The organism is Furfurilactobacillus cerevisiae (genome assembly GCF_048961765.1).
Classification (GTDB): domain Bacteria; phylum Bacillota; class Bacilli; order Lactobacillales; family Lactobacillaceae; genus Furfurilactobacillus; species Furfurilactobacillus milii_A.
The window spans coordinates 2,701,801-2,725,975 of the sequence record NZ_CP185253.1 but is presented as its reverse complement, the minus strand read 5'-3'; the positions used below and the strand labels follow the sequence as shown (position 1 = coordinate 2,725,975).

General features: G+C 43.4%; 11 protein-coding genes and 1 pseudogene. 9 read left to right on the top strand and 3 right to left on the bottom strand.

Translation table 11 applies throughout. The features are described from left to right. Positions 1–121 precede the first annotated feature (121 nt). Entirely contained in the window at positions 122–1,042 is a 921-nt protein-coding gene (locus ABUE36_RS13340) for an IS30-like element ISLsa1 family transposase (protein WP_011373852.1), read from the bottom strand. 168 nt (positions 1,043–1,210) lie between these two features. Continuing rightward, positions 1,211–1,894: an EAL domain-containing protein gene (locus ABUE36_RS13335; protein ID WP_017262566.1), complete on the bottom strand. Its 684-nt coding sequence runs from the start codon at positions 1,892–1,894 to the stop codon at positions 1,211–1,213. A gap of 795 nt (positions 1,895–2,689) precedes the next feature. On the opposite strand from ABUE36_RS13335, the gene ABUE36_RS13330 reads away from it, so the two are divergent. The 8 genes and pseudogenes from ABUE36_RS13330 (at position 2,690) to ABUE36_RS13295 (ending at position 13,731) form a co-directional block, all read left to right on the top strand. After that, the gene (locus ABUE36_RS13330; RefSeq protein ID WP_421016896.1) at positions 2,690–4,084 is read left to right on the top strand and encodes an FAD-dependent oxidoreductase; all 1,395 of its coding nucleotides are present in this window, start codon (positions 2,690–2,692) and stop codon (positions 4,082–4,084) included. Further along, positions 4,081–5,172 carry a glycosyl hydrolase family 8 gene (locus ABUE36_RS13325; protein WP_421016895.1) on the top strand — a complete coding sequence of 364 codons (1,092 nt, stop codon included), beginning with the start codon at positions 4,081–4,083 and terminating at the stop codon, positions 5,170–5,172. Before ABUE36_RS13330 ends, ABUE36_RS13325 begins: the two co-directional genes overlap by 4 nt. A 69-nt stretch (positions 5,173–5,241) precedes the next feature. Then, entirely contained in the window at positions 5,242–6,699 is a 1,458-nt protein-coding gene (locus ABUE36_RS13320; protein ID WP_421016894.1) for a hypothetical protein, read from the top strand. Continuing rightward, positions 6,696–8,285: a hypothetical protein gene (locus tag ABUE36_RS13315; protein ID WP_161002091.1), complete on the top strand. Its 1,590-nt coding sequence runs from the start codon at positions 6,696–6,698 to the stop codon at positions 8,283–8,285. Before ABUE36_RS13320 ends, ABUE36_RS13315 begins: the two co-directional genes overlap by 4 nt. Positions 8,286–8,315: 30 nt before the next feature. Beyond that, a complete protein-coding gene (locus ABUE36_RS13310; RefSeq protein WP_421016893.1) occupies positions 8,316–9,587 on the top strand; it encodes a glycosyltransferase family 2 protein in 1,272 nt (423 codons plus the stop codon). Then, positions 9,526–11,676, top strand: a complete 2,151-nt coding sequence (locus ABUE36_RS13305) for a cellulose biosynthesis cyclic di-GMP-binding regulatory protein BcsB (RefSeq protein ID WP_421016892.1) — start codon at positions 9,526–9,528, stop codon at positions 11,674–11,676. Before ABUE36_RS13310 ends, ABUE36_RS13305 begins: the two co-directional genes overlap by 62 nt. Further along, positions 11,651–12,514, top strand: a complete 864-nt coding sequence (locus ABUE36_RS13300; RefSeq protein ID WP_421016891.1) for a GGDEF domain-containing protein — start codon at positions 11,651–11,653, stop codon at positions 12,512–12,514. The genes ABUE36_RS13305 and ABUE36_RS13300 overlap by 26 nt, the downstream gene beginning before the upstream one ends. A gap of 62 nt (positions 12,515–12,576) precedes the next feature. Further along, positions 12,577–13,731, top strand: a pseudogene (locus ABUE36_RS13295) (GGDEF domain-containing protein). A gap of 222 nt (positions 13,732–13,953) precedes the next feature. Here ABUE36_RS13295 and ABUE36_RS13290 read toward each other — a convergent pair. Next, on the bottom strand, positions 13,954–15,198 hold the full coding sequence (locus ABUE36_RS13290; RefSeq protein ID WP_161002130.1) for a DUF2075 domain-containing protein: 1,245 nt from the start codon (positions 15,196–15,198) through the stop codon (positions 13,954–13,956). 483 nt (positions 15,199–15,681) lie between these two features. Between ABUE36_RS13290 and ABUE36_RS13285 the strand changes: the two genes are divergently transcribed. After that, on the top strand, positions 15,682–24,060 hold the full coding sequence (locus tag ABUE36_RS13285; RefSeq protein WP_421016890.1) for a SpaA isopeptide-forming pilin-related protein: 8,379 nt from the start codon (positions 15,682–15,684) through the stop codon (positions 24,058–24,060). The last annotated feature ends 115 nt before the right edge of the window (positions 24,061–24,175 follow it).

The following is a 24,175-nucleotide window of genomic DNA, read 5'->3' as shown; positions in this document are numbered from 1 at the left end:
AAATCGCCTTCCCTAAAATTTTAGGAAAGGCGATTTTTTAAAATATTCATGCGAATTAGACCGCTATCGGCCTAAATTTTTGTAAAATAACGTTTTATTTTTTAAAGGGCAAATTACAAGTTTAATCCGAACAAGCCCGGAATCTTTCAATGGCAGTCTGTTGATGATGTATTTTTAATGGTCGTTGATTAATTAGTTCAAGTGCTGCTAGGATCTCATCAGTCGTTACTTGGCTAAAATTGGTCTTTTTCGGGAAGAACCAGCGTAACCGTCTATTAAAATATTCATTGGAACCTCGCTCCCATGGTGAATATGGATGGCAAAAATAAACTTTGATCTGATAATCCTGTTCTAAGGCCTGATAATTGGCAAACTCTTTACCATGATCAACAGTAATGGATTTTACTTGGGGACCGAAGGCCCCCATAAACTTGCCAAAGGCGGTGTTTAGAGCCTTAGCCGTTCTATTAGGGGCTTTGATGGCCCATAGAAGTCGGGTCTTACGTTCTACGAATGTAACCAGACATGATCGTGACTCACTTCGACTAGAAAGCACCGTATCTACTTCCCAATGACCAAAAGCTAATCGTTGATTAACAGTTGTTGGCCGTTGTTCGATGGAAGTCCCACTTGTAAATTTCCCACGATTTTCGCTCACTCGGTGCTGGCGGACATTCCGATTGGGTAGATCAGTCAATTTGAAGGGGAGCCAGCCACGATTAAGCCAATTATAAATTGACGCAGTGCTCAAGTTATAAGCGGCCGCAATGGTTTCTGGTGACCAGGTTAATCGTAAGTGATTGGTAATTAAAGTCGCTAATGCTGCCGTCAGCATCGAACGACGACCGCAATTCCGCCTTTTGCGATCTGCATCTTGCTGAGCTAATTCTGGATCATAAGGTTTAACCCGGTCCAACTCATAGCTAATCGTAGCTTTGGCGACGCCTAAGGCGTCAGCCATTACTTGGTAAGATTTATTCCCCTCATTGACCAGTTGTGCTAGTGCGCCACGTTGAAAACGTGATAAAGTAGATGTACCCAAAGTAATCACTCCCTATATTGGTTGGAATTAGCTACTACCATTGTAAGTGATTACTTTGGGCTTTTTAATTTCTGTTCGGATTAATTATAGAATTTGCCAAGTAATACACATAGGATAGGTACGTTGTGTTTTGTTAGACCGGCGGAACTGCTTGCCACATTAACAAAACTAGGCGAATGATTTATCCTGACCTAAAGCTAATAAATGTGGTTTGCCGTAATAATAACCTTGGCGAATGTTAATGCCCATTTCGTTGGCGATGTCGTCGCCAACTTCATCCTCAATGCCTTCCAATACTAGACGTTGATTATACTGATGGGTAATGCCAAGCCAAGTGTCTAATTCCTGCCGAATATTGGGCGACATTAGTCCCTGCTTAAAGTTTTGCAGAGCAAACTTAATTTCATCGGCATAAGGCAGGAGGTCTTTAATATTGTTGTAGTGATTGTCGCCACTATCAACGTCATCTAGGCTAAAATCCATGCCACGATTGGTAAATTGCTGAATTTGGGGAATCAACTCGGCGTTTGTGAAAGGCACCTTACCAACCCGTTCAGTTAGTTCAACGACGACCCGCATTGGCCGCATACGTTCCTGGGCATCAATAACTGATTTGGCAATGTCGTCATTCATCAGCTGACGGCGATCTAGATTGACAGACACGGAATGAATCTTTAGCGACAAGAGTTTGGTCGAGGCCACAAATAATTCCGTCCAGTTTTGCGGTGTAATGCTGTCAAAAGACGTTGGAACCCGCCAACCATCTGGCGTGTGCTCTTTTAAGAGCATTTCATAACCAATAATTGAATTGGTGGCGATATTCAATTGAGGTTGTATAAAGAAACGAAACATGCTCATCCATCCTTTGCATTTTATATTAACGAACTGGTTATTACAGTTCTTATGCCATCGTTGCGTCGACCAGAGACGCCGTTCCCTGAGGACCGGTCTCAGTCTCCTGAAAACCGGAGTCTTCCACCTCGATTCTGAGCCCAAGTTCGTCTCAGAACTCGTCCCACAGCACTAAATGGTCAAACCCGCACCATTAAGTGCTGTCGACACGGAACTCTGTCTCTAGTCGACTCCACTTATATTACTGTAGACACAAATTGTATTTTTTTGAACAAGCTTATTTTTAACTAACGGTAGTCTAAGCCTGTAATGTAAGCCGAAGGGCGTCAACAAGGAAACCAAGGCGTGAAGGGGGCTGTAATCAGGTGGTTTTCCTGATGTACAGCACGGGGACGGTCGCGAAGACTCGGGTTTTGAGGCTTGGCGACGAGGTGAGAGACCGTGAACTTCGGGCTTGAACCGCTCCCACGCCGGTGTTTCCATGTTGACAACCGAAGGCGATTTTTATCGCAAATACAAGTACTACATATTATCACTCAAGTTAATGATGAAAAGACAAACTTGAGTTAATTATGGTGAACTACTTGACCTATGGTACAGTTGCTGGTTAACTGTGGTCAAGCGTTAAGAATCGTTGATTTAATAAAGCTCGTAGATGTTTTTGGCACTAAAAAAAAGAGCTACAAAACATTTTATAAAGTTAATTTTAAGGTAGGCCGATTATGATGGCCGTGTTACCGTAATTTTCTTTATGAGAGTCATAAGTTATTAATTAAATTTTGGGGATGAACTTTCATGAAAGTTATTGTTGTTGGTTGTACACATGCAGGTACCGCTGCGATTAGTCAGATGCTAGTGACCAATCCAGATTTAGACGTTGAGGTTTATGAACGGCATGATAATATTTCTTTTCTGTCATGCGGGATTTCACTGTATTTGGACGGTCGTGTGCAACGTCTAGAGGACATGTTTTATTCAAGCCCTGAGGCTCTGCGTAAATTAGGTGCACACGTTCATGTAAAACATGATGTGTTAAAGATTGACGCAAAACGACAAACGGTAGTCGTCGAAGACCTTATTAGTAAGGATGTTGAAACAGTTCATTATGATCGTCTAGTGATGACGACCGGATCAACAGTGATTGTTCCGCCATTGAAGGGAATCGACTCACGCCGGGTTTTGTTGTGCAAAGATTATGACCAAGCCAAACAGATTTATAAAACGGCCGAGGAAAATAAACACATTACCATTGCTGGCGCTGGCTATGTTGGTGTGGAGTTTGCGGAAAGTTATGCCAGCACAGAGCATGTAGTCAGTCTGTTTCAGAATCACAAACAGATTTTGGTTCACTCTGTCGACCAAATGTTGTCTGAAAACATTACGCAACGACTGGTTGACCATGATGTCGACGTACATCTGCACGAACGTGTGACCGGTTTTAGTGCAGACCCAGAGGGTGACGGAATTCTTGTCGAAACGGACAGCGGTCATTATCCCACTGATTTAGCGATTGTGGCGACTGGATTTGTGCCTAATACGGGTTTGCTGAGTGGGCAGGTTGACATGTTACCGAATGGTGCCATTTTAACCAATGATTACATGCAGAGTTCCGATCCCCATATTTTTGCTGCCGGGGATGCCTGTGCGGTTCACTTTAACCCGACAAATGAAAATCTGTATGCACCATTGGCGTCCACGGCTGTTCGCCAAGGCACGTTGGTTGGCCTGAACTTGTTGACGCCGACCTTGAAATACATGGGCACTCAGTCGACGTCGGCGATGGAGATTTTTGGCAGTACTTTGGCAACAACAGGAAGTACTCTCGCCTATGCACAAAAGCAGGGGATTGATGCAGCAACGGCAACTTACGAAGGTAATTATCGACCTGCATACATGCCATCAACGGCCAAACTGACCATTGCGTTAGTTTACGATCGGGATTCTCGTCGAATTCTTGGTGGTCAGTTGTTGTGTGAACATGAAATTGCTCAGTCCGCGAACACATTGTCTGTTTGCATTCAGAATAAGAATACAATTGATGATTTAGCGTTTGTCGACATGTTATTTCAGCCCAATTATGATGAGCCATTTAACTATTTGAATCAAGTGGCTCAAATCGCAGTAGCACAGGAACAACAGCGTGGCCGGAAGGAACCAAAGAATAGTGATCAGGCGGCATCAGAAATATGAATCAATGGCGACGTTACCTAACCCTTGTTAGTTTACTTGTTTTACTGATGGTTAGTGGCCCACTGCTAAACGTTCAAGCCGACACCGATGCACAATCGCTGGAATCCGCTCATCAAGCACTGACCAAGTTTGTGACAACCAAGCTGGTTACCAAGCAGGGTGTTAAAACCAACGTGAATGATCAAGTCAATGCGGGTGGCGACACTGCTAGTGGCAATGAACTATTGAGTGAGTCAGCCGGATTGTATCTGCAACATCTTGCACTCACGAATCAGCGAGAAGCATTTACTAAGTTTTATCAGCAAACGAAAACGACCTTTTACGCGCACAATCAGTTTAGCTATCGGTATAATCCACGGACAAAAAAGCGCTCAAATGTGAACGCAACGCTCGATGACCTGCGGATTATCGGTGCCCTGATCCAGTACGATAAAACCTTTAAAACAAAGCATTATCAGCGTGAAATTAAGTCACTGTGGCATCATCAGCAAAAGCAAGCCTTGAAACAAGGACATGTTGCAGACTTTTACGATCCGCAGTCTAAAAAGCGCCCCCAAACCGGTACGCTGTCATACTTTGATTTTTTGACGCTGCGTCAGTTAGAAGGCAACACTAAAACCTATCAAAAGCAGTTGCGTTTGGTTCAAAACGGTTTTATTAGCCGTAAGATGCCCTTTTACGCCCGAAGGTACAATTATCACACACACAAATATACGACTGGTAACATTAACACCACAGAAGGATTAGTGACGTTATTGCACATCGCTCAAATTGGTCGTTTAAAACCATCCAGTGAACGATGGCTGTTACAGCAAACAAAGCATAAGACGCTGGTTAACCAGTATGACCAGCACGGGCACGCGTTAACAACTGATCAGTCTGCTGCCAATTACGCATTAGTCATGATGATTGGTAACGCAAGCGGTCAAAAGGCGCTTCAAGCCGCCGGTCAGCAACAATTGTTGGCGATGCAGGTTAAAAATGATGCATCACCACTAGCAGGCGGGTTCGGAGATGAAAGTACCAATACGGCATATTCGTTTAACAACCTAATGGCATTGGTGGCAATGGATGGTGTCACTCACTAATAACGGTGTTTGAGAGAAAGGGGTGATTGAATGGGCGCGCATTTGAGGCATGGCCTGACACGAGGTCTGTTGTGGTTTCGGTCGCATGTTTCACCAGCGGCGTTGGCGGTAATCTTGTCAGCGCTGATTGTGGCGTACCTGTTATTCATTCCACCGGTTAACGGTTACGCTAACAATGGCGATTTTGATCGGGCCATCTACGTAAACGGTCTCTATCGATTAACTGGTAAACCATATTACTTTTTTACATACATGGTTCAAAAATATGGCATTATGCAATATTTTAACGAATCATCAGCGGCGCTGTTCTCGTCACAACCGTTATTTATCAAGGCGGCAATTGGCTTAAACATGTTGGTCTATAGTACCAAAGTCTTTGATATTCGGTTTATGGGACTGATTTATTACGTGTTGTTTCTAGGTGGCATCTATCTTTTGACCGAGGCGTTAACATTTCCTTCGAAACGGTGGCGGAACTACATTATTGCGCTGATGGTTGTCTTTGTTTTCGCTGACTCATCATACACGCTGTATTTTAATTCCTTCTTCGCAGAACCAGGCATGTTCGTTGCTATGCTCTATTCGTTTTCTTCGATTCTGTTACTGGCGCGTCACCGCTTCAAACGGCGCTGGCCGATGGTCTTGCTCTTCTTTATCAGCACCGTGGTCCTGATTACAAACAAACAGCAGAATGCGCCGCTGGCACTAGGTTTTGCGCTGACAATGCTAAGTTTGTTGTTTGTGTTTCACAAACGTGCCGAGAAATTGTACGTCATTTTGGGTACTGTACTGATTTTAGCCTCTGGGGTGGCGACCTACGCCTTGATTACCAAGACGTTTAATAACATTAATGAGTATCAGTCCATGACTCGCGGTGTGTTACTAAAGGCAAAGGATCCTGAAAAGGCATTGATGCAAGGAGGGATTGATAGTCAATTTGCTTTGACTCGGGGGCAAACGTACTTTGATCGTTATTCGCCAATTGACGTTAATAGTAAGTACATGAAGAAGCACTTTACGGATAAGTTCAGTTTCATGTGGATTTTAAAGTATGAATTGACCCATCCGTCAGAATTTGGTGCGCTACTAAATCTGGCCGCTAAGGACGGCCAGTTGACGCAGGTTAAGGCAGTTAGTGATTACACCAAGTCAGCCGGTCAGCCAAAATATGCGCAAACACATTATTTTACGGGCTTTTCCACCATGATGGGCGCATTTTTCCCACGAACGTTCGCTTTTTATGTGTTAATTGCCTTCGCTTTTATCGGCGTGTACGCGTTTGGCGCCTATCACGGTATTCGTGATGGTGATCCGGAAATGGTCGTTCGACTGGCACTCATCATTGCGAACATGACAATAATTTTCATGACCTTTATCGCATCTGTGATTGGTGACGGAGACGCGGATTTGGCGAAGCATCTGTTTATGGTGCCGTTGTGTACGGATTTGTCATTAGCGTTACTCGTCTCAGACTTGTTGAATCACCGCCTCTGGCATGTATTTGAAATGCGGGGTGGGCAGCGATGAAAAAACGGTTTGGGGCCATTCTGTTGCTCACATTAACAATTTTTGGCTTGCTATCATCTGCATCGGTAACGGCTTCTGCTAGCCAAGTCAGCCATGCGCCCCGTGTATTACTCGCTTACGATAGCGAAAATCGTGCCAAGGGTGACCAAACAAAAATTGATGCGATGCAGCGATTACTGACATCATTGAACCTTGAAGTTCATACGATTCGCATCGATCAATATCATACTGGTGATATCAAACGGCTTCATTTTAAAGCTGTTATTACGATGGTGAATTGGTCGCAGGCTAAGCTGACAACAAGTCACTTTGCTCATGATCGGGCCGCGTTTAAGGGATTAAAGCTTCACATTGGGCCGTCAATGGCTACGGATGAACGGCAGTCACTTGACTTGGCGCTTCGACCGCGTTATCACCAGCAGTACTGGTTAAGCGATCACACGTCATCGGCGCGGCAATTATTATCTTTTAGTGAGTCTTTGGCCGTGACGGCACAGACGCTAGCGACAGTGAAGACATTTGGGACCTTAGTGCCACAAAGTCAAAATGCCCAAAAAGTACCGTACGGCGTCATCAATGGAAACAACGCGTACCTACCTTATCTGACACCAAATGGTCTGAGTTTCGTTGTTGCCAGTCGGTTAATTGCCCGCTTCTTCGGTCACACGGCGACTTATGCGCCGTTACTGACGATTACGGACGTGACGCCGTTTACGAACATGGACTTGTTGCATAAGATGGCTACGGATTTAGAGAATAACGGGATTCCATTTGCCATCAGCACGACCAGCATTTCCGTTAATACTGATTTACCGGCATACAAACGGTTCACGAGTGAGCTACAGTGGGTTGAAAATCATGGCGGGGTCGTCTTTCTGCGAACGCCCGTTGTGTATTACCCCAAGGCCAGTACTCAAGGGCAGCTGACACAGCTGATGCAGACGCAGATTCAGCGGCTTATCGACCGACAAGTGTTTCCAGTCGGTTTAAGTGCGCCCAATTATTGGAATCAGGATTTGGTTTATCGACCCGCCGCATTGTCATATAGTAACAATGTTATTCTGACGCAGAATCCATCGGAGACAAAGAACGCCGATGCTGATAATACAGCTGGCGTGTACAAACGAACATTTTATGGACTACAGGAACAATCGTTAGAGACAGTTCACAATGGGACCAACTTAGCACAAACAGATCTTTCGTTTTCTTCGCCCACAGCGGTTACGATGACTATGCCTGATAGCCAAAAGGATTTGACGGGGTTAGTCAAACGCGTGAGTGCTGCCAAGGTCAGTTGGTTAGATCCAAGTGCTGGCAAATTTAGCGGCACCACAACGGTTGCCAACCAGCGGGCGCACTATCGTAATGGCAATTATTACTTAAACGGGCAGCTAACCGTGGTACCAACGTACAATCCGCCAAAGCAGACTAAGCCAGCACCAGTTACACCAACTGGCGCATTAAACACATTCTTCAGTGTCGATGGCGTTTTTCTGTTCTTCTTCATGATTGTGTCACTGATTGTCCTGTTGGCATTTTATATTGTTGGTCGTCAGGTTTACTGGCGCATGTTTAAAAAGAAGTAGCGGCAAACTCAGCTCAGTCAGTTTGGCATTTTGAAGGGAGGAACTACCATTAACATTCTCGATATTTTTCTCTTTATTGCGATCTTGGCAATTTGGACCATTTTAATCGTGAATATTATTTTGGTCATTGCAGGATACGTCAATTATTTACGCCAGGTGAAAACACCTGCGCGTGAGTTACCGAAAAATGTGCCGTTTGTGTCGGTGATGGTTCCTGCCCACAACGAGGGCATCGTTATCGTGAAGACGGTTGAGTCGCTATTAAACTTCGATTATCCACACGATCGCTACGAGATCATCATCATCAACGACAATTCAGATGATAATTCGGCTGAATTGTTGGGCCACTTGCAAAAGCGGTACCCTCATCGTCAGGTTCACGTCATCAATACGGATAAGACTAATGGTGGTAAAGGAAAGTCTAACGCCCTGAATATTGGCTTAGCTGCTGCCAAAGGTGATGTCATTTCCATTTATGATGCGGATAACACACCTGAAAGTGGTGCACTTCGAATTCTAGTTGCCGAGTTAATGGCTGACGACACGCTGGGGGCAGTGATTGGCAAGTTTCGGACACGAAATCGCAATGCAACACTACTTACGCGTTTTATCAACATTGAGACATTGTCCTTTCAATGGATGGCGCAGGCAGGGCGACAACAGTTATTTCATTTATGCACAATTCCGGGAACCAATTACGTCATTCGTCGATCACTGTTGGAAGAAGTCGGCGGTTGGGATGTGAAAGCACTTGCCGAAGATACGGAAATCAGTTTTCGGATCTACATGAAGGGCTTTCACATTAAGTTTCAGCCTAAAGCAGTTACTTGGGAGCAGGAGCCACAAACGTTATCCGTGTGGTTCCATCAACGAACGCGCTGGGTTAAGGGAAATATCTACGTCATCTTAAAGAACACGCATTTGCTATTTACCAAACGTGGCCGGCCAATTCGTTTCGATCTGTTGTACTTTTTGTCCATTTATTTTCTCCTAATGACGTCGTTAGTTTTATCCGACACCGTATTTGTCCTCTCGGTAGCGGGTAAGGTTCATTCAAACTTACAGGGGTTCAGCAATTCATTATGGTTGCTGGCAATTGTCCTCTTCGTTGCCAGTACGTACATTACAATCACAACGGAGAAGGGCGAGATGAACTTTAGCAACGTTCTCATAATTATTTTGATGTACATCACATACAGTCAAATGTGGCTTGCAGTAGCCGCTTACGGGATGGTGGGTTATGTTAGAGAGCAGGTTTTTCATAAACAAGCGAAATGGTATAAAACAAAGCGGTGCCAGTAGGGGATTGTCGTTGCTGTGGCTGGTACTCACGCTCGCGGTTAGTTTGGTCATCACAATAATGCCGGCAAAGGCTGCTGATGAACAGACGTACACGCAGCCGTTTCAAAACAGCACCACAACGTTGTCAGGTAATTCAATTACCGCCAATACGTACTTTATCAAGATGGATTACTGGGACGTTAAACAGGCGACGTTGAATCTAAACTATCAGGTTAGCCAGTTAACTAACGGTGACACCTCCGACGTTACTGTCTCGATTAATGGTGTTAAATTTTATTCGTTCAGGCCTGAAAATAAGTCTGGTTTGCAAACGAAGAGTGTCGACATTCCGACCCGTTTGCTCAGTGGCACGAACAATATTAAGATCAGTGGTCAGATTTTAAATTCTGACGGGAGTAAGGCCGAAGTGGCACAAACGCCAGCTAACTGGTTCACGTTGTACAGTGGTGCCAACGTCAACTTTCGGTATGTGTTGAAGGATCCGGAAACGGCCATTAAATCGTTCTACGATCATTTCAGTGGGCCGGATACCATCGTGAACCACAACTCGGTTATTTCTGTGCCAAAGCAGGCGACTAATGATGAGTTAACGGCCAGTATGTACACTTTAGCTGGTTATGCACGGGTAATTACTACCGAGAATAACCAAATTCCTGTGACTACGTTTGATACGAGTAAGGCTAAGAAAGCTGACTATCAAATCGTCATGGCAACTTATCAGCATCTGCCAAAGAAATATCAGGCGGCCGTGAGTCGTCAGGATGTTGCCAAACATGCAGTACTTAAAACAATTTATGACGGAAATAAGCATGTACTCTTGGTCACCGCTACAACCGGCAAAGATCTGGAAAAGGCGGCGCGGTTTATTGCTAACGCCGAGTTGATGAAGGAAACCGGCGCGGATACTAAAAACGTCTCCGCAGCTACCCAAACGTTTACGTCCGATCTGCAGTATCAAGGCAGTCGTAAATTAACGTCGACGGGTGATCAAATCACGGGTCCAAAGCATCAGGAGAGTACTTATTTCGTTAATTTGCCAACGGATCGCACAAATGCGGACGGGAGCAAAATTCGTGTGCACTTCCGGTATGCAAAGAACCTTGATTTCACGCGTTCACTGGCTACCGTTTACGTGAACGGTAAGCCGATTGGCAGCAAAAAACTGACTGCGGCCAATGCCGACAATGATCAGCTGACGGTTAACTTGCCAACCGGACAATCGCTTGGCAACAGTTTTGTCATTCGGGTAGCGTTCGATCTCGAAATGAAGGATCAAAGCGATAGCGATAATGCGCAGACACCATGGGCGTTCGTGGAACCGGACTCGCGGGCTTACATCAAGTCCAAGCCAGTTACGGATATTCTCTTTAGCAACTACCCGAGTCTATTTATCAAAAATCAGTCGTTTAACAATTTAGCTATCGTGCGGCCAAAGACACTGAGCGCGAGCGATTTTACCACAATGACGAACATCTTTAATTTGATTGGCAATTTTGCCCAAAGTAATACTGGTTCAATTCAGTTTTATACGAAGACACCGCCTAAGAGCGTTCTTCGCGAGCACCACGTCATTGCGTTTGGCACACCGGCAAACAATAAGTTTATTAAGTCGTTGAATAACAAATTGTACTTCCAATACAACAAAAGGTTTACTGGTTTCCTTTCGAACGAGAAACTTAGCATTGAGTCAGCTTATGGCAAAACAGTGGGCACGAATCAACTCTTGCGGTCACCATGGAATAAGCGGTTAGGCGTGCTCGTCGTCACTGCGGCACACAGTCGTGATGTCGCGATGGCGTCCACACAAATTAACTTCCAGCGCAATATTCAACAATATACTGGGGATGCCATTTTGGTGGACCGAGACAATAATCACTACAATTACCGGTTTAAGAAGCAAAAGAATGCTGAAGCTAAACCGACTGTTACGCAAACGATTCACAAAAACTCGGCACTGGCCATTTACCTTGGTTTGGCATTCTTGATGATTGTGGTCATTGCGTATGCGCTGTTCCTAATGTTCCGGAAGAACGGTCAACGAATCGGGAAGGGAGGCCGTTCTCATGAAAAACAATCGTCAGACAAATAACGCCAGTTTGATGGCCGATGCTTGTTTATTGGCCTTCCTGGGATTGATTGCCATTACCGCCATCTTTTTTGGAGCGACGCCAAGCAACCTATTGCTGAATACACTCTATCTGGGCATCAGTGTCGCATTGGTGATGACGACGTACTTCTTCAGTTTAACAACCGGGCTGACCTTAAATCTTGTGTTCATGTTTATTCAGGGATTAGTGATGGTGTACCTCAATCTGGTTCAGCATCACACGGTTAAACTGGCACTAGTCTTTTGGCTAGTCATGCCGCTACTGTTGTCGCTAAGCTTTTATGGCATGACCACGATGCAACGTCGGCTACAGCAACAGAATCAGCAATTGACAACTGACATGGTTGAGCGTGGGGCGTTTGATGCCCAAACGAACTTGCGAACCACAGTTTCTTATATCGAAGGCGCTAATGTGTACCTTGAAACGCATACTCGTTTTAAGATTCCGGTGACGACAATCATTATCCGCGTACGTTATTACTCCGAACTGGAACGGATGATGGGCGATGAACAGATGGATGCACTGATTCGTTTGGTGTCTGACACGATTGTGCAATCAACCCGCGATAATGATATTGGGTACATTTTGGACACCGTGACGCCGACATGGGGAACACTGATGTTTACCGATGCAGCTGGGGCACGTATCGCTGCTCAGCGGATTCGCGATAACTTCACCAAGGCTGCCAATAGCGCCAAGACGCTAGAAATGATGGAATTGTCGCTTGTTATTGGGGTAGCTGAGTTTGACGATAACATGATGCACAATCCTTACGACATGATGAATGCTGGTATTAAGGAAACAGAGTACGATGTCTGATAAGTGTTGAAACGATATGACTATGAAAAACCGCTACATTAAAGCAGAAAGGAGATCTGGGAATGACATTGACGCACTGGAACCTAAACCCATTGCTGACGGGACTGTTCTTTGAACTGGGCATCATCTTCTTGTTTCAAATTCTCGTCCGTCGTATCTGGGTTCACCCTGGACATGATCCTAAATTTTCGTTGAATTATCAGCAAGGCCGGTTGAAAGTGCTCAGTGTGATTTACTTTGGTCTTCTTGGCATTTATTTCGAATACGCGACGATTCATGTGGGACCCAACTATGCGTTTGTTAACATTCGCATGCTGTTGTTAATGTATGTTGTCTTTTTCATTGGCCAACAAACGGCATATATCGTGTTAGCGCTTCAATTTCTGACCAGAATCGTTCTGATTGGCGGTACACAGATGGAGCGTTCGCTGCTGTTTCTGGTTTTCTATGCCGTCATTATTGGTTTGCTTGGTGTGGTTCGTCATCGATTGTGGACGTCACGGATGCTGACGATTATTGTGACCAGCATAGTGTTCATTCCACTATTTTGGTTACTGGTGTACGTGATGCACTTTCCGATTCAACAAAAAATCACCTTGTCTGACATGTATGAGCAGATTGCGATCTTTTGGGTGATGGATATCGTTCTGTATTTCGCCATTATCTTTTTGGATCGAGATAATCGCTCATACGTGCAACGCGTTCACCAAGCAACCATTGACGAACTAACGGGGCTAGCAAACTATGCTGCGTTTGCGACAACGTTTAATCATACTTATAAGAGTTCTCGTGCGGATAATGACCAGCTAATTCTCATTGCGATGGATATCGACCGTTTCAAACGAATTAACGACACCTATGGGCATTTAGGGGGCAATCGCGTTCTGACAACAGTCGGCACCATGCTTTGAGAATACGTGGGCAATGACAAAGATATTTCTGTTTATCGGGTTGGTGGTGAAGAGTTTGAGATGTTGCTAACCGGGATGACGATGGAAATGGCGCGGATGTTAGCCCGCGAAATTCAGGTTAATGCTGAGAATAAGACGGTTGTCTACCAGCATTCACGCATTCAATTTACGATGTCATTTGGTTTGGCACAACTGAGAAACGGTGACGATGAGGCTGATCATCTTTATGATCGGGCAGATCGAATGTTGTATCAGTCCAAAGGTCGTGGCCGAAATGAGATCACGACGGATTTGCAAGAGAACTAGAGGGGTTCTGGTTCGACGGTTTGGTAAACGGTGTTGGAGTGGTGCACTGGTGGCCGTCAACAGTGACATGCTTCAGTTGATAGCGTAGCAACGTATGGAATCCACGATTGCTGTGACGAAGTTGCCAGACAATCTAGTCTAGATTTGATTCTCCAGTATGTAACTAAAATAGACGTTTTGCACAAACTTTCGCGTGCAAAACGTCTATTTTGTTTGTTTAGCTTATTTTGACGCCGCCAATTCCAACAATCGTTGCCGAAGTGCAGGCTGACTCGCGTAGATATAAAGACCGTATACACCACGCTTCATTAACACATTGAGCACGTTTAACGTTAGCTGTTCTTTAATTTGCTGGATTGCTTGCGGGTCTGTTAAATCATCACGTCGTTTGAAGACCTCGGGATCTGTTACTCGCTTAGTGTTGACAGTCATTTGTTGAGTGATTGAATCGTAATCAAACGGCGGACCGAGGATGACACCAACATAGTTAAGGTCGAAGCCTTGGACAGTGTAAATAGAGCCGACTTCATCGATGGTTTCTGGTTTTTCTGCCCATGAAGTGGCTTGGTAATTATATTGATCCCACGGTAATTTAAAGCGTCCTTCTGTTACATAGTGTTTGCCACCATCGAGCCTAGAAGGATAGCCGGATGTTGCGACGATTCGTGAGAGACCAACACGTTGATCATCCTGTTTGATACGGTCGTACATCGCCTGGGCGTCATCGAATATGTGCAATTCGAAGTCTTTAGTACTTGCTGGCACAGGTGTGAGTCGGCGGGATGTCAGATTATCAATCCAATCGACGACGGCTTGATTTGCGTGCATTCGGAATTGTTGGTGAAGCTGATAATCAGCATGCGGGTATGGCGCAATCAGCTGTTGCAAACGTTGTTCATTCCAAAAGCTTTTGGTTTTTAAGACTTGATACGTATCAAACACTAAGACAACAACCTTCGCTAATTTAATAATCTCTAGTAGCTGATTTTGCTGATCAAAGTTATTGTATCTGTCTGGTTTGGACAGCAGTAAGTGAGCTTCGTCAATAATGACGATATCGCTGTGGTGACCGTTCTTATGTGAGCGGTTAATAAACGAAGTTGGCCGTTCAAAATCCTTTTTCCGTAAGTTAGGGAGCTGACCGGCTAGTTCTTTATAGACTTTGAGAATTTCTGGATGATTCACGAGAAAAACATTCGTCGTGTCAAACAATGGACTGGTTGAATCGGTGCGCGCAGCGGTTTGAATATCATTGAATAGCTGACTTAAAACAACACTTTTCCCAGTGCCGGCGTCGCCATGAATTGTAAAGATAGCTGGTTTGTTATCCTCAGCTTGAATATGCGAGTTGCAGAAGTTCTCGATTTTAGTTTTCAGTTTACCCTGCTCGGTGGATAAGGACTTGAAGGGTGATAACTTATGAATGGCAGAATTTTTAACGATTACGTTCGACCTCCTAGCAGTCATAAAGAGATGACATTGCATAATAGTGTACACCATTTTGAAAAATACTGTTCGAAAATAGGTTAACCGGTTCATAAAGCTAAAAATGTGAAGATAGTGAACTAGTTAAATATTACAAATGTGGAAATATAATCATTACATTTTGTTTAAGGTTAATAACATGTAAGCGATTGAATTTTTTGAACAAGAAATTGGTATAGTAGCTAAAACAATAAGTCGTGAAGACAAACGATTGCACAAGAACAGGGTTTCATAAACAACGTTTTAAGTAAAACGTATTACTAAAGTGGAACGGTCTAATAATTAAAAGAAAATGTGGGCGTTAATCCTTACAGTGACGCGGTTTTAAAGCATTAAAAAGTATGTTATAAATGACGCTGTAACTTTTAGTTTACCTATTGAAATAATAACTAGTAAAAACATTGACTAATCGTATTTTTATTCATACTAAATGATTTAACTATAACTCGTGGGGGGAACATTATTTTGAGGAAACGTCTATACGCGTTAGCGGGGGCAGTTATTGCAAGTGCCTTTTTCAGTGTCACAACCGTCAAAACAATCAGTGCTGAGGCGGATGCGACGCCAGCGGTTGCAACAACTAGCAGCACGGCAGATAGTCAACCGAGCGCGGCTTCTAGTGATGCAAGTAACGCCAAACAGAATACGACAGAGGCTGTAACTAACCAAGCAAACTCTTCGACGGGATCATCTAGTTCGTCAAGTAATGCTTCAGGGGCCTCCAGTACTGCACAGTCAGCCGCCCCTTCTAGCAATTCAAGCGGGTCTGTAACAAGCGCTAGTAAGCCTTCTTCGACTGACACGTCGGGCACAAACAATGCGAGTTCAAGTAGTGTTACTACGCCACCTGAGGGTAAGACCAATACGGATACCAGCGCTGTAAAAACGCCACAGACGCAAACAACGCCTAAGACTGACAACACTGCTAATAGTTCGACCAGCTCCGCCAACAGTGATAGCAGTTCGACACCGCAACCAGTTACGGACAACACCAGTTCTGGTGGTGGCGGTCCGGGTGATTCATCCGCAGGAACGGCAAAGCCACAGTCACAGACTAAGGTTGATAGCGCCGAGGTTACTGTAGATAAAGCCAACTATTTTGATAACACAGATGCCGATCCTGATAACAACAAAGTATTTACTAAATCTACGGTAACTGAACCTGATGTTGTGGACAAACAAGATTTTTACACAGACAAGTATTACCACGGCGAGAATAATTCCGCGAACGATCCATCCAAAAACAGTAATGCTATCAATGCTGACAATAAGAATCCTAATGACGGCGCACCCGATTTAGGATCATATATTCTTGATGAGCAAGGTAAAGACGGTAATAAAGCAACTAATGATGAGAAGGCTGCCACAATAAATACGGTATTTAACCTGACTTATCACGATAATGACGGGCATTCTGTTCAACCAAGTCAGATTACTTTAGCCACAGGAATAGATGGTCTCATGACCTTCAATATTGAGCATGACATTTGGAAGTATTTGGTCACGGGTGATACGTTCACTTATCAATTGCCAAGTGGTTATAAAATCACAGAAGCTCAATCGGGTAACATTCAGAATGCAAATTCACCCGATAAAAGTTCAACGTATGGAACTTATACTATAGGAACAGATGGGAAAATCACCCTGACATTTTTTAATCCTCATGTACATGACGGCGATGATAATCCGGTTCAGTCACTGAAAGGGAATCTTTCTTTCAAAGCCAAGTTCAATGACCAAGTTATTACCAATCCAGGTCAACAAGGCGACAAGTTGCATTTGCCTGGTCAAACGGATCAAGATATCTTAGTTATTCATCCGACAACCGATCAAAGTATTTCTAAGACTGGCCGGCCTGATAAGAACTTAGATCCCAACAATATCATTTGGTCCGTTTATATGAACAAAAACATGCAGACGATGACCAATGCTACAATCACCGAAAAGTTTGATGATAAGGTAACTTATGACAATGCAAAGAAGCCAGTTGAGATTTATGCCATTCAAGTTGATCTCAAGGGCAACGTCATCAAAAATGATGATGGTTCTGACAAGCTTGGTGAAAAGTTAGTCGCCGGCACTGATTACACGGTTGATGCAGCCGGTAAAGTTACCTTCTTAAAGCAAATCACAACACCATATGAATTGATTTACACAACCAGCATTAATGATGCCGCTAAGCCCAAAGATACTCATGGCAACATTAAAACGGGTGATGCCACATTAAATAACACAGTTGACCAACGTGACGATGAACAAGGCGATAATGTCTTACCTGCATCGGCAAGTGTCATTGCCCATTATGAAGGTTTGTTCTATAAGTACGATCCAGCAATTGCAACAAATGATCATCCTAATGATCCTGATTATGACAAGTTACATCATATCTATACTTGGACAGTTGCTTATAACCACGGTACGGATACGTTAAACGGCAACACAGGTTTATATACTGATGTCATTGGCGCACCTCAAACGTTTGTCAAAGATTCATTTCATATGTGGATTATGGAATACGATCCTAACAATGCTGATCAGCCATTCAAGTATACGAATCAGCAAGTTGATCCAAGTCTATACACGTTGACACCAAATGCTGATGGATCTGGTTTTACGGTTAAGTTTAACGATGGATTTGATAAAGCCGTTAACATGGTATACCAAACTCAGATCACGCAAGGATCTAAAGTTATCTCAACTGATGTTAAAGACATTGTAAATACTGCACAGGTTACCGGTTATGATAATCAAACGCCAAAGCCGGTTACGACTCACAGTTACGACTTAATCAAGGATGTTGAAAATGGCGGACCGGATCGTGGGCTTAAGGTTGCAACTTGGAAGCTTACAATTAACCAAAGTAATTATAAGATGCAAGATTATGTTTTAGTGGACACTGCGTCAAATGATGGTCTGAGCTTACCGTTTGACCCCGATGAAACTTTACCAAATGCCACCAATCAGCCTAAGGTGCAGCTTGTTGACAAAACAACAGGTGACACATTAGTAGAGGGAACAGATTACTTTTTGACTGCAACTGGTGATCAAAGTACTAACGCGACATTTACAGTTGTTTTTATAGGGAAATACAAAGTTACATCAGATACTTTCGTTTTACGTTACAAAACGGTTTATGATGTTGCCAGAGTCAAGACACCGTTGCCTAATACTAATTTTAGTTTTACTAATGATGCAACGGGAACTTGGACAGACGTTACAACCAATAATCCGGTGACAGACCACGCGGGAAATCACTTCGAAGCTTCACACGATGAAGCATACCAAGGTAGTAAAAATGGGATCTACAATCCTGAAACAAAACAGATTCATTGGACTGTAATTTCCAACTACAATGCCGAAGATTACAAGAGTTATCAATTGCTTGATCCGATTTACCAGAAGCAAAATTTTGTTCCTGGCAGTGTCAAGGTGACTCAGGGTTCTATCGCCGCACAGGGATACTTTATTCCAGGCGAAACTGATCCGAAGTATTACACGGTTCATGCTTACAAAGGTCATGTTGATATGGCCACTGGTGATTTTGTTATTGAAGGCATTATTAATGCAGATGGTTCAATCACACCAATGACAGGCACGACATCTTATCAAGGCTTTCAGAATTATCAAGGCAGCGAACTTTATAATCTTCGTAATTATAAAGATGCCACAACTGAAATTGTGATTGACTTTGGGAGTGATGCAACACCGTTACCTAAGCCTTCAGATGTTACTGGCACTGATTCACGTGTTAAGTTAGCCTATCAAGTTGAATATGATACGGACGTTAAAGGCATCCTAGTTGACAATATGTATAACAACATTGCGTTGACTTCATATCCAATTGATAATGACGGCAAATTGTCCGTTCACGGTCAGGCGTCAACATATCAAGGCCAGCCTTACATTAGTAAGACAGGTAACTACAATCAAGATAGTGGCTCGAACCGTGCCAATTGGACGGTGGATATTAACCGATCTCAATCAGCAATTACTAATGCGGTATTCACCGATACACCAACAATTAATCAGCGTATTGATCCATCAACAATTCATATTTATGGAGTTGTTGCCGCTGATCTAAAGACCTTGGAAACCATTACTAAAACTGTGACAGACAAAGATGGTAAAGAAGTTACTAAAACCTTTACTCAAACAAAGATGACACCTGATAGAAACAATGAGTTGAAACAGGGCATCGATTATGAAGTTGTTTTGAGTCATGACACAGTGACTGGTCAAGAAACATTAACGATTAAATTTCTCCATGCAATTAGTACCGCTTATGTTTTGGAATACCAATCAAAGTTGTACTTTAGTAAAGACGATCAAGGTCAAACAGTTCGTTTCTCAAACGGTGCCACTTTAAACGGTGATAACGTTACACCAGACCAACCTGGTGATGAAAACACTGATCATTTCTTTGTCACTGAAAGTTCAGCAAAAGCGATTGGTTACTTCTACAACTTAGTTTTAACCAAGCAAACGACAGACGGTCAAAAATTGGCCGGCATTTCCTTCAACTTATATGAAGAAAATGCTAATCATACGCGCGGCGCTTTATTGCGTACGGGTGTGACTGATGAAAATGGTGTCGTTACCTTTAAGAACATTCCTGGTTATCATGTTGACGGAGTTACACCGATTGAGTACTTTATTCAAGAAGTTAATCCATCGGCCGATTACATCACACCAGATGATTTAAAGAATGGTACTCGTACAATTAGTGTTTCTATGTTATCAGGTACCAAAAATGATCAAGATCGTTTAGGCAATATTTGGAACCATCTTGGTCAAGCAACGTTAACTAAGACGGATGCTGCTGTCAAAGGAAGCATCTTAAATGGAGCTCATTTCAAACTAGAAGTTTTGAAAAACGGTGAATGGGTCACTTACTCCGATTCTAAGGGTAAGGCATACGACAATTTGGTTACTGGTGTTGACGGCGAGAAAGCTAACGATGGAAAAATCGTTGTTAATGGCTTGCTGCCGGCGCAATACCGTTTCGTTGAAACGCAAGCACCTACCGATTACATTCTGAATGATGCAACACCACAGACTAAGGAAATCAAAGTTCCGGCGTCAGATGGAAATGATCCGTTTGGAAACGAACAAAAGATTGCTTTCTTTGATACACAAAGCAACAGTAAAGGCACCTTCGAATTACACAAGGTGGGTACTGAAGGCAAAGCGATTGCTAGCGCCGAATTCGATCTTTACTATTTAGACGCAGCTAAAAAGAGTGTTTATGTTTCAAAGACTAACTCGGATGAAAACGGCTTAGTTCGTTTCACCGGTTTAAATGCTGGCTGGACTTATTGCGTTCGTGAAGCAACCTCACCAAATGGTTACTACAATCCAGATGCTAATGCTGATATCGTGTCATTTACTGTGAATACGAACTCAAAAGATGGCCTTGATAACGTTAAGTACGAAAATCCAGATGATCACACTGATCATGTTATTAACTATACTGACCATGTTGTTCTCACAAAAGTTGGTAACGATAATAGTAAAGTAGTTGGTGCAACTTTCATTTTGAAAGATGCTGCAGGAAACGTTATTAAAACATTGACCACGGATGCAAACGGCAAACAGACATCGAATGATGTTTGGACAACGGATGGTAACGGTCAGATTGTCATTGATGATTTGACGGCCGGCGACTATACGCTACAAGAAGTTGCTGCCCCCGCAGGTTACATTTTGAACAGCACGATTCAGAAATTCACTATTTCTGCAAAGCTGGATAGTACATTCTATTTCACCATGACTGATTATCGAGGTCAGATTCAAATTACGAAAATTGACGGAGATAACGCTTCAAAGAAACTTGAAGGTGTTGTCTACACGTTAACTGGAAATGGTAGTACACAAACTGCGACGACTGATGCAAACGGAATTGCGACGTTTAAGAATTTGAGCAGCGGTGATTACACTGTTGTTGAAACTCAGTCATTAGATGGTTACATTCGTGATACCAAAGTTTACAAATTTACGATTAGTGCGGATGTGACTAGTGACGACAAATCGTTATATGATTTGTCAGCAACTTACAAGAACTACCAAAACAAAGTAACGTTTACTAAATTCTTGAATTCTGACAAAGGTACTAAAGGTCCCAATGCAGTTTACGAATTAAATGGTGCTGGTGAATCAAAACAATTCACCACGGATGCAAACGGACTAATTACGTTTACAGGTTTGAAGACAGGCAGTTACACACTGACTGAACTAACAGCACCAATGGGTTATGCGACAAATAACACACCACTAACGTTCACGGTGGACGCTGATGGCAAAATTTCTGTTGCCAGCCTGAGCCAGATTGATTACCAAGGTCATGCGCAATTGACGAAGACTGGTGCCAACGGTCCTTTGCAGGGTGTGACGTTCGACTTGTTAGACGCAGATCAAAAGACGGTTGAACAAGCTAACTTAATCACTGACGCAAATGGTGTGATTACAACCAAGAATTTAAAACCTGGCACATACTACTTTGTTGAAAAGCAAACACTGTCCGGTTACATTCTTGATGCAACACCAATCAAAGTAGTTGTCGCTGATCGTAAAGGTCAAAATGCTACGTGGTTAGATGATTCAGCCAATACCACATTAACTAATGTCCAAAACAAGCTTGTCTTCACTAAGTATGGTACCCATGTAGGGAACGTCCTAGATGGCGCCGAATATACTTTGTTGAACACAACTACCGGTGAAAAACCAGCTTTCACGTTTGTAAACGGTCAAGTTAGTTTATCAGGGCTAGCCGCTGGTACGTACACAATTACTGAAATTACCGCACCTAAAGGTTATATGCTTAATCCAGATGTCATTAGTTTCACCGTTGATGAAAAAGGTTTGATCAATGGAAAGCCTGAACTTTCTCTTAACCAAATCGACTACCAAGGTTATGCCTTTATGAAGAAAGTTTCCGCTGATACTAAGGTCCCATTGGCTGGCGCAATTTTCAGCGTTTACAACTCAGAAGGTAAAATTGTTCAAACAATTACGACTGGTATGGATGGATTGGTTAAAACTGAGTTCTTACCAGTCGGTGATTACTACTTCAGAGAAATGAAAGCACCAGATGGTTACATTTTGAATTCAAATTTGGTTCATTTCTCTATTAACAAGAGCAATCATGACGTTGCCCTTGATGAAGGAACGTTTGTGAATTGGTTAGGTGCCGTTAAGATGACCAAATACGGTCAACCAGATGTTACAAACGTTGGTACACGGGTCATGTTGCCGGGTACGAAGTTCGCCCTCTACTATGTCGTAGATGATGGTAGCGAAGAATTATATGGTATTGATCCAAATAATGAACACAACATTCATTACTTTAAAGCAGGGGAAGACGCCAAAGGTTGGACGACAGTATTTACAACCAACGTTAATGGTCAAATCTTCTTGCAAGGGTTGAAACCTGGTAATTACTATTTCAAAGAAGTTGCCCACGCAGACGGTTACATTTTGCGTGATGACACACCTGACCTGCAACCTGAATTGAGTAAAGGTTTGGGCAGTGCAAACTTTGTTGACAAACCACAAGGATTGGAATTCTCACGTGTTGATGGCACCTCTGCGGTGGTTGACAAAAATGGCCACGTAACTTCAGCACCTGATGACCGTGACTTCAGTAGCCGTTTGTACTTTGTAATTCTCCCAGCAAGTGACGTGGAATCCGTTGCATTCGCTGGTGATCAAACGAACTACCAGGGTTCAATGACGTTTACCAAGACAAACAGTAAGGGTGACAAACTTGCCGGTGCTGTTTACCAATTGCTTGATAGTGATAAGAAGACTATTGAAGTCACAATGGATGGCAAGCAAGTTAGCCAGCTCACTACTGATGCAAATGGTAACTTCACCATCACTGGTCTAGCACCTGGTACGTACTACTTGAAGGAAATCACTGCACCTGATGGTTACCTAATCAACGACAACGTTGACGAAACGAAGTTTGTTATTGCGGATACCACTCGTGGTGGTCAAAGTAACGTAACTGCTTCACAGATTGATTACCAAGGCAGTATCAAACTGACGAAAGTCGCTGCCGAGGATGGTCACGTGTTGGCCAATGCAACGTTTGAACTGCTCGATGCCGACAAGAATGTTATTAAGACAGGCTTGACGACGGATGCCAACGGGACGTTAACCGTTACTGACTTGAAGCCTGGTACTTACTACTTCAAGGAAACGGTCGCCCCAACTGGTTATCAATTGAGCACTGAGTTATTGAAAATTGTTGTTCTGGATCATGCAACTGACGAACCTGTTGCGGTCTCGGCTAAGTTCCAAGACGTACAGGTGCCACCAGTTACACCACCAACGACACCAAACATCCCGAATATTCCAACCACGCCGACGACACCGAATGTACCAAACATTCCGTATACACCAACAACGCCGAATGTGCCGAATATTCCGAACGTACCAACGACTCCGGGTCAACCAAACATTCCAAATGTACCAACGACCCCTGAAGTACCAAACGTTCCTACGACACCAACTGTACCGAACGTACCAGTAATGCCAAACGTACCAAACAAGCCAATGACACCAACGATGCCAAATCAACCAGCGCGTCCAGCTAAACCTGAAACGCCGATTGTATCAGCACAAAATGGTTCTTATGTGGCTGTCGCTGTTACTCCTGTAGCATCACAAAAATTTGTTGCCAACGGTCGTCCTGCGGGTCAACCTGCTAAACAAGAAGGACATGGTGTGACTGGATTACCAGAGACTGGTGAGAAATCAGCTTCATTACTAGCAATGCTAGGTTTAGTTCTGCTCAGTGTTATTGCAGGATTTGCCTACTATGTGCGGAAACAAGAAGCTTAATCGAATAGGTATTACGAAAAAACGATTGCGAGGAAACTCGTGATCGTTTTTTTTGTACGCACAAATTATTTTAGTTATTTAAATGTTTTTTGACTAAATTGGTATAGCTACAAAA